Below are 14651 nucleotides of genomic sequence, written 5' to 3' on the forward strand. Positions count from 1 at the left end.
ATGGGCACCGTTATCTTTACGATTATGAAAGTTCAAATTAACACTCTCATTCTTTTACCTATTTCCATATCGCTACAGGCTTTGGCATTTGAAATGGTTTACAAAAGACATTTCTATTTTTTTAATATTTTATGCATTATCTCTGTTTGTGATGTACAAGAAAATGATTTTTTGCTGGATTCCATGAATTAAGAGAGCTCAGAATGAAGAAGACCTTACGATTCTAACGCTCTCTCATTTAAATGTTCTTCTTATAAATCAAGAAAGCACTATTAAACTCTTAAAAGGATTGATACACATTTACAAAATCTTAAAAGCACCACACAACCCTATAAGATGGTGCTTCTAAACGATATACTCACATGCTCATCGTGATGAGTTGTACACAGACATATTCCAATGAGAAACTATTTAGGCGCTATTACCATCATTATTTGCCGCCCTTCAAGTTTTGGCTCCAATTCAATCTTGGCAATTTCACTTGTATCTTCTTTCACGCGCTGAAGAAGTTTTAATCCAAGATCTTGGTGAGCCATCTCACGACCACGAAAACGCAAAGTAATCTTTACTTTATCCCCATGATCGATAAAGCGGTGGACAGCCCTGAGCTTGACTCCATAATCATGAACATCAACATTCGGACGCATCTTAATCTCTTTGATTTCGATGACTTTTTGTTTCTTACGTGTCTCTGCAGCTTTTTTTTGAGTTTGATACTTTAATTTGCCCAAATCGATGATTTTACATACAGGTGGTTCCGCATTTGGTACAATTTCAACCAAATCAAGTCCAGCTTCTGCGGCCATAGCGAGAGCCTCTTGTATTGCAACGACTCCCTGATGTTGTCCCTCATCATTAATAAGCTGCACATGAGGCACCCGAATATCCTGATTTGAACGTGGTCCGTCCTTTTGGTTAGGTGTCATTTTAAATGGTTTACGAATGGTTTATGCTCCTTAATTCTGATTCAACTACGAATAATTTAATATACAATTATGCACATAAAAACAACTATAATTCGTGTCTGTTTCATTATTTGATTTGTTACTTTTTTAAGTGATTTAGATTATAAAAGTTTTTCTCTTGATTTAAAGAACTTGATTTAAAGAACTTGATTTAAAGAACTTGATTTAAAGAAATTGTTTTATGGAGGAAAAGAATCATGAATCAAAATATTCCTTGCCAGTTTTTTTCATTTGAGGACACTGCTCTTGCAGTACGTCATCGCAAAGGGCGCCACTCTCCAGGCTTGGTTTGGCTTCATGGCTATCAATCCGATATGTTGGGAAGTAAGGCGATGTTGATTGATCAGTTTGCTCAAAAGCATGATTTGTCTTGTTTACGTTTTGATTACTCTGGCCATGGGGAATCTGAAGGAGATTTTTTTCAAGGAACGATTTCACGGTGGGTGAACGAAAGTTTAGCAACTTTTGAAACCTATTGTGAGGGGCCGCAAATTTTGGTTGGTTCCTCTATGGGGGGGTGGATTGCTTTAAGGCTTGCTATGATGCTAGCGCAGAAAAATAAGAAGCTTGCTGGTATGATATTAATTGCTCCAGCGCCTGATTTTACACAAACTTTGGTGGAACCAGAATTAGGCCCAGAAGAATGGAAAATTTTGGAAGAACAAGGCTATATTGAACGACCTGCTGTTGGTGATGAGGAGCCGATGCCCTTTACAAAAAAATTGATTGAAGATGGACGCGAAAATTGTGTCATGAAAGGGTGTATTGATGTTGGCTGTCCAGTTCATATTCTTCAAGGCATGGAAGATGATAAGATACCCTATCAGCATACATTAACTTTACTTGATCATTTACCTCTTCATGACGTAACATTGACACTTGTACGTGATGCAGATCACCGTTTTTCTCGTCCACAGGATTTAGATTGTCTAGAAACAGCTTTGAGATCTTTAATTAATCAGATTAATGCAAAATAAGGGGGCTATTTATTGATGATGAAGATAAATATATGAGCACTTCTGAAAAGTATTTTATTTTTTCTGATCGCGCTATCCCTATACGTGTGCGGGAAAATAGGCACGTGCGCCGTCTTACCTTACGTATTGATGCCAGAAGTCAAGAGATTTGTATAACAACACCACCAGCGATAAATCTCTGTACGGTTGAAAGTTTTATTGAAAAACATCGGTCTTGGATTGAGACGCGCCTTACGCGTATACAAATTTCTCATGAAAATACCTATCTCAAAGAGGGCGCAACAATTCCTGTCTTGGGTGTTTCCCATACCATAAAGCATGAGCAAGGCCGTGGAGTAACAGAAATTGTTACAGAAGATGCAGAGCAAGGGCCTCAAATTATTGTTTATGGTCAATTAGAATATCTTCCAAGACGCATTGCTGATGTTTTAAAAAAACAAGCAGCACTTATTATAACACCTTTGGTGGCACATTATGCTCATCAGGTAGAGCGGAAAGTTAAATCCATTTGCTATAAAGACACGAGAAGTCGTTGGGGATCTTGTTCCATCGATAAGCGTCTTTCTTTTTCTTGGCGCCTTATTATGGCTCCAAAAGAAGTTGTTGAGTATGTTGTCGCTCATGAAGTTGCTCATCTTGTTGAAATGAATCATGGACCAAGATTTTGGGCTCTTTGTGAGAAACTTTGCCCTGATAGTAAAACGTATCGTGCTTGGTTGAAAGAAAATGCCCATAGACTACACGCCATTAATTTTGATTCATATAAATTAGAGGCGTAAAAAACGTGCAAATGAGAGCAATATTTAACGGAACTTTTTGTTGAGTGTTTCGTTGTATGTGTGCTTCGTCATGCATGATGAGGAAGCCATTGAAGCTCTCAGCACGATTGTCCTCCCCTGCTTGGTTTGCTGAGTGTCTTCAATGTTTTTACTTTATCTTTTTTGCCATTCAGCGTAATACCCTTAAGTTCCGATAATTTATAACAAATGGGAAGGGGTTTTTATGTCTGTTCTTACAGATCCACTTCAGCTATTACAGGCACTGATTCGTTGTCCTTCTGTTACACCTCATGAAGCAGGGGCTTTATCAACGTTGGAACAATTTTTGAAAAAAATGGGATTTCATGTTGAGCGCCCTATTTTTAAAGATAAAAATACAGATAATGTTGAAAATCTTTATGCAAAAATGGGAAGCGAAGGACCCCATCTTATGTTTGCGGGTCATACGGATGTCGTACCGCCAGGTGCATTGGAAGATTGGACTTATCCACCTTTTGAAGCTGTTATAGATCAGGGGAAATTATATGGGCGGGGTGCTGTTGATATGAAAGGCGGTATCGCTTGTTTTATTGCGGCTCTCGCGCGCGTTCTTGAGAAACAATCCATTAAAGGAACGATAAGCCTTTTGATTACTGGGGATGAAGAGGGGCCTGCTATTAATGGTACGGTAAAACTTCTCCAATGGGCAGAAAAAAAAGGCGAAAAATGGACTGCTGCTCTTGTAGGGGAACCAACAAGCGTAAAGGCTGTTGGTGATGTTATCAAAATTGGTCGCCGCGGATCGATTTCTGGGGTCATTACCGTGAAAGGTCGCCAAGGTCATGTTGCTTTTCCAGAGCGGGCTGCTAATCCTTTGCCTTTGGCAAATAAGCTTATTCAAGCATTGACACAAACGGCTTTAGATCAAGGGACAGAGAATTTTCAACCCAGTAATTTAGAACTAACAACCATCGATACCGGTAATTTGGCAGTCAATGTTATTCCAGCGCAGACAACGATTCGTTTTAATATACGCTATAATGATCTTTGGACAAAGGAAACCTTGATGGGGGAAATTGAAAAGCGCCTTGCTTTGGTGCAATCAAAAAATAATAGTGGTCAATATCCCTCTTATCAGCTTGAATGGATTCCGAGTTTAGGGGATGTTTTTTTGACCAAAAATGATAAACTTATTCAAATTTTATCCAATGCTATTAAAAGTGTAACAGGGAGTGCGCCAGAATGCTCCACGTCTGGAGGAACTTCAGATGCACGATTTATTAAGGATTATTGCCCCGTTGTTGAATTTGGTTTACCAGGGCAAACGATGCATATGGTAGATGAATGTGTCGCCCTTGATGCAGTGGAAACGCTTACCGCTGTTTATGAGCGTTTTATTGTTGATTTTTTTGCATAAAGAAATAATTGTTCGGTTCAATGATATCTTTATCTTATTTTGCATAGAACCCTTTTGTTTCCATAAAACATTGTCGTTTTAGGCGTTAATATATCAAGTGGAGAGTACGTGGTGTGCAGTTTTAAGGCTGGAATTTTTGCTCGTAAAGCCTTCAGCTCTGTGAACCATCACCTTTACGCTTCTAAAAAAGAAAGTTAGACTATCATATATTTTCTATCTCAAAATATTGCGATAGTTCTAGGTGATTGAAAATGCTCATAAAAAGTATTTTTACGTTTTTTGTATAGTTTGTATCCACACACTCCGCTATTTTTAAAAAGTAATAATTAATGTATTATAAATAGTTTAAAAAAAACTCTTACGATATTTTGGTTTCATTTTTGCTATGAAAGATAATGATGATCATTAAAATCAATATGTCGCTATAAAAACTCTAGTTTGCAAGTTGGCTGATGACGTAATCAAGAACAATACGTCCTTTGGTTGTTGCTTTTAAGCGTTGATTATCCACCATTTCGACCAATTCTTGGTTTTGTAAATCGATAAGTTTTTCTATTGGGATACGTTTTGGACTTAAGGTTTCATAGCGTGTAAGTTCCAAGCCTTCACAAAGGCGTAATCCCATAAGGAGCATTTCATTTGCCTGTTGCTGAAGAGTTAATCGTTCTGTTTCAATACAGCCATGCCCTGTTTTTTCGACTAATTCAAGCCACTGTTCGGGATTCTTTTCATTAATAGTGACATAACGTTCATGGTTTTCAAGGTGTGATAAAGATGTTTTTGAAAAGGAGGAAGAATGATTTGGCATGTTCTCAATAAAACGGCCGTGTGCTCCTGGACCAAAGCCTGCATATTGGTGATAACGCCAATAAAGAAGGTTGTGTGCTGATTCAGCACCAGGCATGGCATGGTTTGAGATTTCATAGGCAGGAAGTCCATACAGAGCTGTTATTTCTTGGGTAAGATGATACAGATCTGCTGCGAGCTCAGATGGGGGAAGGATAAGCCTTCCTGCATCATGAAGTCGTTTAAAGGCGGTTCCTTCTTCGATTGTTAATTGATAAAGAGAAAGATGGTCTGCTGCCAAATCAATGGCTTGTACAAGTTCAGATTTCCATTGTTCAAGGGTTTGTTTGGGACGAGCATAAATAAGATCAAAAGATAAGCGTGGAAAAATTTGCCGAGCTAAATCAATGGCATAAAGAGCTTGTTCTACATTATGGAGTCGGCCAAGTTTGCGCAATGCTTTATCATTGAGCGCTTGTATTCCTAGAGATAAGCGATTAACACCTGCAGCGCGGTATCCGCGAAAACGTTCTGCTTCCACACTGGATGGATTAGCTTCCAATGTAATTTCAACTTTATCATCAATTACCCATTTTCTTGCAAGTGCTTGCAAGAGGGCATCAACAGTTTGCGGCTCCATAAGAGAGGGGGTTCCCCCACCAATAAAAATACTCGTAATATGACGTGGACCTATTTTTTGATATTGCGTTTCTATTTCGCGCTCAAAGGCGGTGACAAAACGCGGCTGATCAACACCATGGAGGCGAACATGTGAATTAAAGTCGCAATAGGGACATTTAGCAGCACAAAAGGGCCAATGAATATAAATGCCAAAAGGTTCATTCATGAGAATGCCAGAAGGTTTTCTGCCAAAAGTTTAAAAGCTCGTGCGCGATGTGAAAGAGGTGGAATGTTATCGTGTTGCCAGCCGTGTTTTTGCTCTGTTGACATTTCTCCAAAGGTATTTTCATATCCATCTGGTAAAAAAATAGGATCAAAGCCAAAACCTTTATCTCCCCGTGGAGGCCAAATGAATGTTCCTTCAATGCATCCGCGGAAATAATCTGCATGAGTATCAGGCCACGCAATGCAAATGACGGATATAAAACGGCATTTTCGTTGGCTTTTTTCTCGCGCTCCGACTTTTTGAAGTTCATCTTCTATTTTTTGCATCGCTTTTGGAAAATCACGTGTACCATCGGCTTGAATTGCCCAATCAGCTGTATAAATGCCCGGTGCACCATCCAATGCATCCACCTCTAAGCCTGAATCATCAGAGAGAGCAGGAAGTCCTGTCTTTTTTGCTGCTGCAAAAGCTTTAATATAAGCATTTTCTTCAAATGTTGTTCCTGTTTCTTTTGGTTCTGGCAACCCAAGCTCTTTTGCTGATTGTATTATTAAACTGAAAGGTGCAACCAAGGTGGTGATTTCATGTAATTTGCCGGCGTTATGCGTCGCAATGACAAGTTTTTTATCTGTTATACTTCTCATATAGATTTCTCCGAAAATGAAAGGGAAACTATTTTTATGCTAAGAACCAGCTTAAAGGCTCATATCACACATTCTGCCTGATTTTACATGATAGAGTTATTTTACATGTTTTATGATATTTTATTCAAATAAAATTTTTCGTATTTTGTAAAGACAATGATTAAAAAGATATGAGAGACGATTTTTTTATGAAAATCTTTTTATGGTAGAAATCCAATTTTCTACTCCCAGTGGTTTATAAACAAACAAACCCTTCTTGGTAAGCTCTTAAAGAGACCAATTTCTGTCTTAAATATTCAATCACACGCTCTAATAAAAAACACCTCATGCATAATTTATATGCTTATATCATCATTTTAAAAGATGGTGTTTTATGGCTCAATAGGATAATATGTTTTTATACTACTTTAGATTATTTGACCAAACCTTGGCAAAACTTATATAAGAGAAGAGTGTTTTTAAGTAGTGAAACAATTGTGATGAAGCACAAGCCTATTGATAATGAACTAAAATATCTTGATGAGCGTTCGCGTGATATTTTCCGCCATATTGTTGAAGCCTATCTTAATGATGGTGAACCTGTAGGGTCACGTAATCTTTCGCGACTTTTGCAACAGACATTATCACCTGCGACGATTCGCAATGTGATGAGTGATCTTGAACATCTCGGTTTGATTTATGCCCCGCATGTTTCAGCAGGGAGGATGCCAACCCAATCGGGTTTACGCTTTTTTGTTGATGCATTTATGGAAGCGGGTGATTTGCCAAACGACGAGCGAGAAAATATTGAAATGCAAGTCAAAGAGGCAGGTCATGCACAATCGGTTGAACATTTTCTTGTTCAAGCAAGCCGAGTTCTTTCAGATCTTTCCCGTGGAGCAGGGCTTGTTCTCGCAACAAAACAAGAAGGAACATTGAAACATATTGAATTTGTGCGCCTTGATAGGGAGCACGCTCTTGCCGTTTTAGTGACTCAACAAGGTGAGGTTGAAAATCGTATTGTTCATTTGCCAGAAGGGGTTACCCATGCACAATTGACAGAAGCAACGAATTTTCTCAATGCTCATATTCAAGGGCGTACATTGAGTGAAGCTAAAGGAGAAATTGCTCGCTTATGCGCAGAAACACGGGCTGCACTTGATGATTTATCGCATCATCTTGTTGAAACAGGATTAGCTCTTTGGGGAGGAGAAGGCGCTGATCATAAAATACACCTCATTGTTCGTGGACGCAGTAATTTACTTGAAGATGTGAAAGCAGAAGAAGATTTAGAACGGTTACGCCATTTGTTTGATGATCTTGAAACACGTGAGAGTATGGCACAGCTTCTCGATTTAACGGATGAAGGGTCAGGGGTCCGGATTTTTATTGGTTCAGAAAATAAGTTATTTTCACTTTCTGGTTCTTCTTTAGTCGTAGCACCTTATCGTGATTCACAGCAAAGAGTCATTGGTGCTTTAGGTGTTATTGGTCCTACACGGCTTAATTATGCAAGGATTGTGCCTATGGTTGATTATACAGCTCAACTTGTGTCACAGTTATTGCGTTAAACGATGCAGGTAAGTATTTGTACTATAGAAGCTCATTGTATTAATATGCATTAATACCCCTTGATTTTTGTCTGTAAAATTTCGATATCGAGAATAATAAATCTTATGAAGGAATAGAATTTTTATGTCTGATGAAAAAAACAAGTTTACTGACGCTTCATTTGAAAATTGTGATTTAAAAAATCCAGCTGATCGTAATACACTAAAACAAGCAGCGGATGAGTTTTTAAAAACACATAAAACAGAAGCACATGGAGACGTTGAAGAAGAAAGTAGTGAGATTGATCTTTTAGCATCTTTGCAGGATGAAAACAAAGAGTTGAAAGATCAGCTTTTACGTCTTGCTGCGGATATGGAAAATCTTCGACGCCGTACTGCACGTGATGTAGCGGATGCGAAGGCTTACTCTATTGCTAATTTTGCGCGAGATATGTTATCTGTTTCTGACAATCTCAATCGCGCTTTGGAAGCAATACCAGAAGGTTCACGAGAAAGTGATTCTGGTTTGAAATCGTTGGCTGAAGGTGTTGAAATGACTGAACGTGCCATGATGGCAGCATTAGAACGTCATGGGGTGCAGAAAATTCATCCAGAGGGACAAAAATTTGATCCTCATTTTCATCAAGCGATGTTTGAAATTCCTAATGCCGATGTTCCCGATAATACTGTTCAACAAGTGGTTCAGGCTGGTTATATTATTGGAGAAAGGGTTTTACGTCCAGCAATCGTGGGTGTGGCCAAAGGAGGAACAAAAGAGGCCTCTGTTGAAACTGATTCGGCTTAAAACATATCAATAACAAGCTTCCAGCGTAAAGTGCTGCATTTCCTGTAATTGCGCGTATATGGAGGCTTTCCTCAAAAAGTTTTAAAGGGTGTTACAAACACCCTTTTATCTTTTAAGTGGCCAACTTCCTTTTACAATATATGGAGCATCGCTTGAGCGAGATAGCGATAAAAATAAAACAAAATGATCAACATCAAAGGGAGGAAATGAAAAATCACTCCGAGAGGACAAATAAGGAGGAAGGTCTTCAGGCTTAATATCGCGCAGTCGCGCAACGGTAATGTGCGGCGTAAATTCTCTTTTATCAGGCGTTAGACCTAAATGGCTGCGAATGCATTGCATTTTTTTGTGTAAAAGACTGAGAGCTTCACAAGGTTTAATGCGAATAACAAGAGAAGGGGAAGTATTTTCTGAACTAAAAATATCAAAATCCTTCATTTGTAGCATAAAAGGAGGAACCTTTATTGTGTCAAAAGCATGCTTAAGTGCATCTGCTGTAGCATTTTCAACTTCACCGAAAAAAGACAAAGTGATGTGAAAATTTTGCGGATTAATCCACTGCGTATTTGGTAAGCTCTTTTGCAACAATACAAGTTGTTGGGTTGTTTGTTGAGGAAGCTGAAGAGCACTAAATAGACGACCCATAATATTATCTCCTTATAATGAAAAGATATCATATCAAGTGCAATAAAAGATAAATTAAAAGGGAAGAATGCTACAAAAGATAAGGCAATAGTATAGAAAAAGAATGTCTAAAAAATGCTTACCATAATTATAAATGTACAAAGCTTATTTGTTGTAAGGAAAATGGTTATGATATCGATAAAAACTGCGTTTTCATGATCCACATCACAATGATTTGAAGTCGGGGATTGCTTGTGTATTATAAAAAGCTGCAAAGTTAGCAGAAAATAATGAAAGTTAATCAATTTCTGATTTTTTCTCTTGCCTAAAAGAAAACATATTCAGTCCAAGTCAAAATTCTCTTTTCTGTAAAGATATCAATTATATAGTTAAGGTGGGTAACAGCCATAATACGCAACAATTATTTAAATTGGCGAAATAATGTTAGGAAAGAAAGTAAAAAAACTTGGCACAAAAACGAGAAAAATAATCAAAATACAAGATAATGATGGAAATTTTTCTTCTCTAGAATCATCATCCTTGTTTATTATAAGAAGGCGCTAGTTTTCCTCTCCAAAGTTGTTATTGATGAGTTTTTCAAGAGCATTAAGGGCGTCTGTTGCTTCTGGTCCCCAAACACGAATGGTAAGGTTACAACCGGCTGAAGCTGCTAGCATCATGAGTCCCATAATTGATGATCCACCAACGATTTTTCCATCCTTTTCAACTTCAACAGTGGCGTTAAAATTATCAACAGTTTGTACAAATTTCGCAGAAGCCCTTGCATGCAACCCACGTTTATTACAGATATTAAAATGACGGCTTATTTGAGAGGGGAGGGCATCTTTGGAAAGCATCAGTATTGTATCATCCGCTATAAAATCATACTTGGTACATTAATATATTTACGCCCTGCTTCTTGTGCTATTCTTAACGCGTCTGATAATGAGATATCAGGGCATTTTCGAATAGAAATCAATTTAATAAGCATGGGCAAATTAACCCCCGCAATCATTTCAACGCGTCCTTTTTCAATAGCAGGAATAGCTATATTTGATGGTGTTCCACCGAACACATCTGTTAATATGATGACGCCATGATCTGTATTTGTATCGGTTACTGCGGCTATAATATCACCTCGGCGCTGATCTATATCGTCATCGGGATGGACGCATATTGTTGCGAACTTTTCTTGTGTTCCAACAACATGTTCCACGGCATGTAAAAATTCAATAGCCAGCTCACCGTGCGTTACAAGCACGAGTCCAATCATTTACGCAAACTCCTGTTAACTAATAAGATCCGACCATATTGGTGGGAAAGACATTTTACAATGCTTTGTCTTGCTGCCAAGAAAAATTTGCAAAAAAAAGGCAAAAAGTGTGATTTTTTTATCTTTAGAAAAAAATTAAACAGGTTTGCGCCATAATTTTCTAAACAAAAATGCTTCAATAGCTTGACAAATGGCGGTACAATCGGCCTCACGAAGAGAAGGAAGTTTTAAAAGAGGAATGTGCAAATCTTCAAATTGAAAAGTTTTATTTGTGGAAAAACGTTCATATTCGGGTCCGAGAAAAATAACGCAGTCGATGGTTGTATACTTTTGAAATTCTATCATATAAAGACCAGCACCACGAATCTCAATACCGCCCTGTAAGTTGTCGGGCGTGTATCCGTGAAGTTTTCCATTTTCCACACATAGCATTGTATAATCATCACTGATGAGTTTTGCTTCACGTTTTGACCACTCAGCGCGGTCAAGTAAAGCAAGGGTGAGGGTCGATTTTCCCGATCCCGAGGGACCTTTAATTAACAGCCCCTTTCCACTCAATTGAAGGCAATTTGCGTGGAGTATTTCACATTTTGTTTTCATGTCCTTTACTTGGGTAAAAGATTATTTAACGAGGGGAAGCATAATAATAAAGCGTGCACCAGTTTTACATTTTCCAGGTGACGGATCAATAATATTTTCGGCTGTAATTGTCCCATTGTGGGCTTCGATGATTTGCCGACTAATAGAAAGGCCCAGTCCAGAGTTTTGTCCAAAAGCATCTTCGTTGGGTCGATCAGTATAGAAACGTTCAAAAATACGTTCAATATTTTCTGAACGAATACCAGGGCCATTGTCTTCAATGGTTAAAATAAGAGTTGAAGCATGGCTTTTCATAGTAATGCAAATTTTGCCACGATTACGAGGAATAAAGGAACGTGCATTTTCAAGAAGATTGGAAATCACTTGCCCTAAACGGAGCTCATGTCCTAGCACAAGATAAGGTTTTCCATAAGGACGTGGGATAATATTCAGGCTTACATCGATGGTTTGCGCATTGCGGTATACTTCCTGAACGGCATGAACAAGACTTTCCAAAAGCGGTGTCATATCAACGATCTCTGCGGTTTCTCGTGCAAGCTCTGCATCGAGCCGCGATGCATCAGAAATATCTGTAATCAACCGATCAAGACGGCGCACATCATGTTGAATAATTTCAAGCAATTTTTCTTGTGCTTCTTCATTTTTAGCCAGAGGGAGGGTTTCAACAGCACTACGGAGGGAAGTGAGAGGATTTTTTAATTCATGGCTTACATCAGCCGCAAAGCGTTCAATGGCTTCAATACGCATATAGAGAGCATTGGTCATGTCACGAATGGAGGTTGAGAGATGACCAATTTCATCTTCACGCATTGAAAAATCAGGAATTTCTACACGCTGATTATTGCCATTCCGCACTCGGTTAGCAGAGGCAGATAATTTGCTTAATGGATGGGCAATCGTATGGGCTAAAAAGAGCGAAAGAACCAAAAGTACACTGCCTACAACGGCAAAGACTTTAAATATAACCAGTCTTTCAGCCTTTACAATGTTATCAATATCGGAGCCAGTTGTTGAAAGAAGAAGGGCGCCAACCACCGCGCGATAGCGTTGAACAGGAACGGCAACAGAAACGATAAGTTGACCTTGTCTGTTACGTCTTTTGGCGGTAGCAAGAGATCCGTTTAATGCTCGGTAGACTTCTGGATAAGCAATACCACGGTTTTTTGTTTGTTCTCTATCAAGAACAATACCTTTTTCATAAAATGTGTTTGAATACCATGAAGTAAGGCGATCCCATATATTTTGTTCTGTTTTAAGTGGGGGTAAATCATATCTAAAAACGTCTCCACTAGAATAAAGAACCCGCGAATCAAGAAGTAAAGTCGCATCACGATCATAGATACGTGCTCTTGTCGTTTTAGGTGTGATGAGACGTCGTAAAAGAGGGGCAACTTGCTCAGGGTTAATGGGGAAATCCCAAGAGTCGGTTGATTGAGGGGCGGGTGTAACGCTTTCACCAGTCTGTAACTCTAAGAGTTTTTGGGGGTCGATCAGGATAGAATTTGTATCTACTGTTGCAGAAGCAGCAATAGCCCCAGCGATAATTTTTCCTTGGGTACATAAACTTTTAATTTTTGCTTCAATGAGACCATCGCGAAATTGGTTAAGGTATAAAATGCCTGTAACCAGAACGGCAAGGGCAGCAATGTTTAAGATAACAATGCGGCGTGTGAGACTGGAAAAAAGCAATTGTCTAAAGAGACGTTGTATTCGAAGGTGTAAACGAGCAAACATAAGAAATGGCGCTGAGGATATACCGTTAGGGGCTGTTTTTTTTAGAGTTTCCAGTTGAGAATTGTCTGTCATCGATTTGATTGCCGTTCAAATTTTTGCGACAAAGCAGTTTTATACCTCGTGAAAACGATAACCTACACCATAAAGTGTTTCAATCATTGCAAAATCATCATCCACTTGTTTAAATTTTTTACGCAGACGCTTAATGTGACTATCAATGGTGCGATCATCTACGTAGACCTGATCACTATAGGCAGCATCCATTAAAGCATCACGACTTTTTACAACGCCTGGTCTTTGTGCGAGGGTTTGCAGAATCAAAAATTCCGTAACAGTTAAAATAACAGGTTTATCTTTCCATGTACAGGTGTGACGTTCTTGATCCATTACAAGATCTCCACGTTTAAGAGAAGAGGTGGAAGCAGTTCCTGTAGAAAGCGGTTGGTTACGGGCATTGGAACGGCGCAAAATAGCTTTTACGCGCTCAATGAGAAGACGTTGGGAGAAAGGTTTCGTAATAAAATCATCAGCTCCCATTTTAAGACCAAATAATTCATCAATTTCATCATCTTTGGACGTCAAAAAAATAACGGGAAGATCAGATTTTTGACGTAAACGACGCAAGAGCTCCATCCCATCCATTCGGGGCATTTTAATATCAAAAATAGCTAAATGTGGGGGGTGAAGAGTGAGACCTTTGAGTGCAGATGCTCCATCTGTATAGCTTTCAACCCGATATCCTTCTGTCTCAAGCGCAAAAGATAGAGATGTCAAAATATTGCGATCATCATCAACAAGTACAATCGTTTGCGTGATTGTTGGTGTATCTTTCATGGTTTCTTAGACCTTTCTATTGCTGTGGTAGCAAATTACCCACACTTATTTATATGGGAGTTCACATTTTTTTTGCAAAACAAATATGATACAAATTGTAGCAAAGTACAAAACCTGTTGTTATTCCTGTAAAATCTTGTTTTGCTTTCATAATTTATAATGTTTCTCCGTCTATTAAGATCCCTTCATTTGAGAGAAAATTTGCATAAAAGCTTTTTTTATTAAAATTTATTGCAAAGTTTATTCTTATCTTTGTCCCAAAATTGAACAGGTTTAGTTTTGATTGTTGAAGTTTAGAAAATCCGCCTATGTGTTTTAAGAGCAAAGACAAGAATGTGGCAATATATGCACAAAAATTTGTTTCTGCTATACGAAAGGAGGTCATAATGGGATTTGTTAATTTTATTAAAACTGTAGGGGAAAAGCTGGGTATGGGGGACCATGAACCAAAAGAAAAAGACTTTAAGGCCGCATTTGATCATTTTCAACTGGGTACAGAAAAAGTTAATATTCAAGTTGAAGACGGTAAAGCTATTTTAAGCGGTGAGGTTCCAGATAGGGAAACACTTGAAAAAGCACTTTTGGTTGTTGGCAATTCACAAGGTATTTCTTCTGTGGATGTTGAACAATTAAAGGTTATCGATACGACGTCTAGAAAAACTTCTCGTTTTTATGAGGTTAAGTCTGGTGATAATCTTTGGAAAATTGCTGAAGAGGTTTATGGAAAAGGGCAAGGTGATAAAAATACATTTATTTTTGAAGCCAATAAACCAATGCTAAAATCTCCTGATAAAATTTATCCTGGACAAGTTTTGCGTATTCCTGAAGTTGACCATATTTAACGTATAAAAGAGAATA

Annotated in this window: 15 protein-coding genes; 6 read left to right on the top strand and 9 right to left on the bottom strand. The window is 38.4% G+C overall.

Going from position 1 to position 14651, the window contains the following annotated elements:
* Positions 1-407 precede the first annotated feature (407 nt).
* On the bottom strand, positions 408-926 hold the full coding sequence (gene infC / locus FJG96_RS02770) for a translation initiation factor IF-3 (protein WP_005774377.1): 519 nt from the start codon (positions 924-926) through the stop codon (positions 408-410).
* A 236-nt stretch (positions 927-1162) separates the two neighbouring features.
* Here infC and FJG96_RS02775 point away from each other — a divergent pair, with 236 nt between their 5' ends.
* The 3 genes from FJG96_RS02775 (at position 1163) to dapE (ending at position 4117) form a co-directional block, all read left to right on the top strand.
* The gene (locus FJG96_RS02775; RefSeq protein ID WP_139412633.1) at positions 1163-1942 is read left to right on the top strand and encodes an alpha/beta hydrolase; all 780 of its coding nucleotides are present in this window, start codon (positions 1163-1165) and stop codon (positions 1940-1942) included.
* Positions 1943-1974: 32 nt separating this feature from the next.
* Positions 1975-2721: a M48 family metallopeptidase gene (locus tag FJG96_RS02780; protein WP_139412634.1), complete on the top strand. Its 747-nt coding sequence runs from the start codon at positions 1975-1977 to the stop codon at positions 2719-2721.
* 223 nt (positions 2722-2944) lie between these two features.
* Complete coding sequence (gene dapE / locus FJG96_RS02785; protein WP_139412635.1) at positions 2945-4117, top strand: succinyl-diaminopimelate desuccinylase; 1173 nt, start codon at positions 2945-2947, stop codon at positions 4115-4117.
* Between the two features lie 433 nt (positions 4118-4550).
* Here dapE and hemW read toward each other — a convergent pair whose 3' ends face one another.
* Together hemW and rdgB are read right to left on the bottom strand one after the other, a co-directional pair.
* Positions 4551-5750, bottom strand: coding sequence for a radical SAM family heme chaperone HemW (hemW, locus tag FJG96_RS02790; RefSeq protein ID WP_139412636.1), 1200 nt, complete (start codon positions 5748-5750; stop codon positions 4551-4553).
* On the bottom strand, positions 5747-6394 hold the full coding sequence (gene rdgB / locus FJG96_RS02795) for an RdgB/HAM1 family non-canonical purine NTP pyrophosphatase (protein WP_139412637.1): 648 nt from the start codon (positions 6392-6394) through the stop codon (positions 5747-5749). Before rdgB ends, hemW begins: the two co-directional genes overlap by 4 nt.
* A 479-nt stretch (positions 6395-6873) precedes the next feature.
* On the opposite strand from rdgB, the gene hrcA reads away from it, so the two are divergent.
* Both hrcA and grpE read left to right on the top strand, forming a co-directional pair.
* A complete protein-coding gene (gene hrcA / locus FJG96_RS02800; RefSeq protein WP_139412729.1) occupies positions 6874-7944 on the top strand; it encodes a heat-inducible transcriptional repressor HrcA in 1071 nt (356 codons plus the stop codon).
* Between the two features lie 124 nt (positions 7945-8068).
* The gene (gene grpE / locus FJG96_RS02805; RefSeq protein WP_139412638.1) at positions 8069-8728 is read left to right on the top strand and encodes a nucleotide exchange factor GrpE; all 660 of its coding nucleotides are present in this window, start codon (positions 8069-8071) and stop codon (positions 8726-8728) included.
* A 105-nt stretch (positions 8729-8833) separates the two neighbouring features.
* On the opposite strand, the gene thpR is transcribed toward grpE, so the two are convergent.
* From thpR to FJG96_RS02835, 6 genes are all read right to left on the bottom strand, one after another.
* Positions 8834-9373 carry an RNA 2',3'-cyclic phosphodiesterase gene (thpR, locus tag FJG96_RS02810; protein ID WP_139412639.1) on the bottom strand — a complete coding sequence of 180 codons (540 nt, stop codon included), beginning with the start codon at positions 9371-9373 and terminating at the stop codon, positions 8834-8836.
* A gap of 539 nt (positions 9374-9912) precedes the next feature.
* Positions 9913-10209 carry an HPr family phosphocarrier protein gene (locus FJG96_RS02815; protein ID WP_139412640.1) on the bottom strand — a complete coding sequence of 99 codons (297 nt, stop codon included), beginning with the start codon at positions 10207-10209 and terminating at the stop codon, positions 9913-9915.
* 17 nt (positions 10210-10226) lie between these two features.
* Positions 10227-10625, bottom strand: a complete 399-nt coding sequence (locus FJG96_RS02820; protein WP_139412641.1) for a PTS sugar transporter subunit IIA — start codon at positions 10623-10625, stop codon at positions 10227-10229.
* A gap of 135 nt (positions 10626-10760) precedes the next feature.
* Positions 10761-11225, bottom strand: a complete 465-nt coding sequence (locus tag FJG96_RS02825) for an HPr kinase/phosphatase C-terminal domain-containing protein (protein ID WP_139412642.1) — start codon at positions 11223-11225, stop codon at positions 10761-10763.
* A gap of 21 nt (positions 11226-11246) precedes the next feature.
* Entirely contained in the window at positions 11247-13031 is a 1785-nt protein-coding gene (locus FJG96_RS02830) for a sensor histidine kinase (protein ID WP_139412643.1), read from the bottom strand.
* Positions 13032-13070: 39 nt separating this feature from the next.
* A complete protein-coding gene (locus FJG96_RS02835) occupies positions 13071-13793 on the bottom strand; it encodes a response regulator transcription factor (RefSeq protein WP_039759370.1) in 723 nt (240 codons plus the stop codon).
* Between the two features lie 386 nt (positions 13794-14179).
* Here FJG96_RS02835 and lysM point away from each other — a divergent pair, with 386 nt between their 5' ends.
* Positions 14180-14635, top strand: a complete 456-nt coding sequence (gene lysM, locus FJG96_RS02840) for a peptidoglycan-binding protein LysM (protein WP_139412644.1) — start codon at positions 14180-14182, stop codon at positions 14633-14635.
* Positions 14636-14651 lie beyond the last annotated feature (16 nt).

It is taken from the genome of Bartonella mastomydis (genome assembly GCF_900185775.1).
GTDB classification, from domain to species: domain Bacteria; phylum Pseudomonadota; class Alphaproteobacteria; order Rhizobiales; family Rhizobiaceae; genus Bartonella; species Bartonella elizabethae.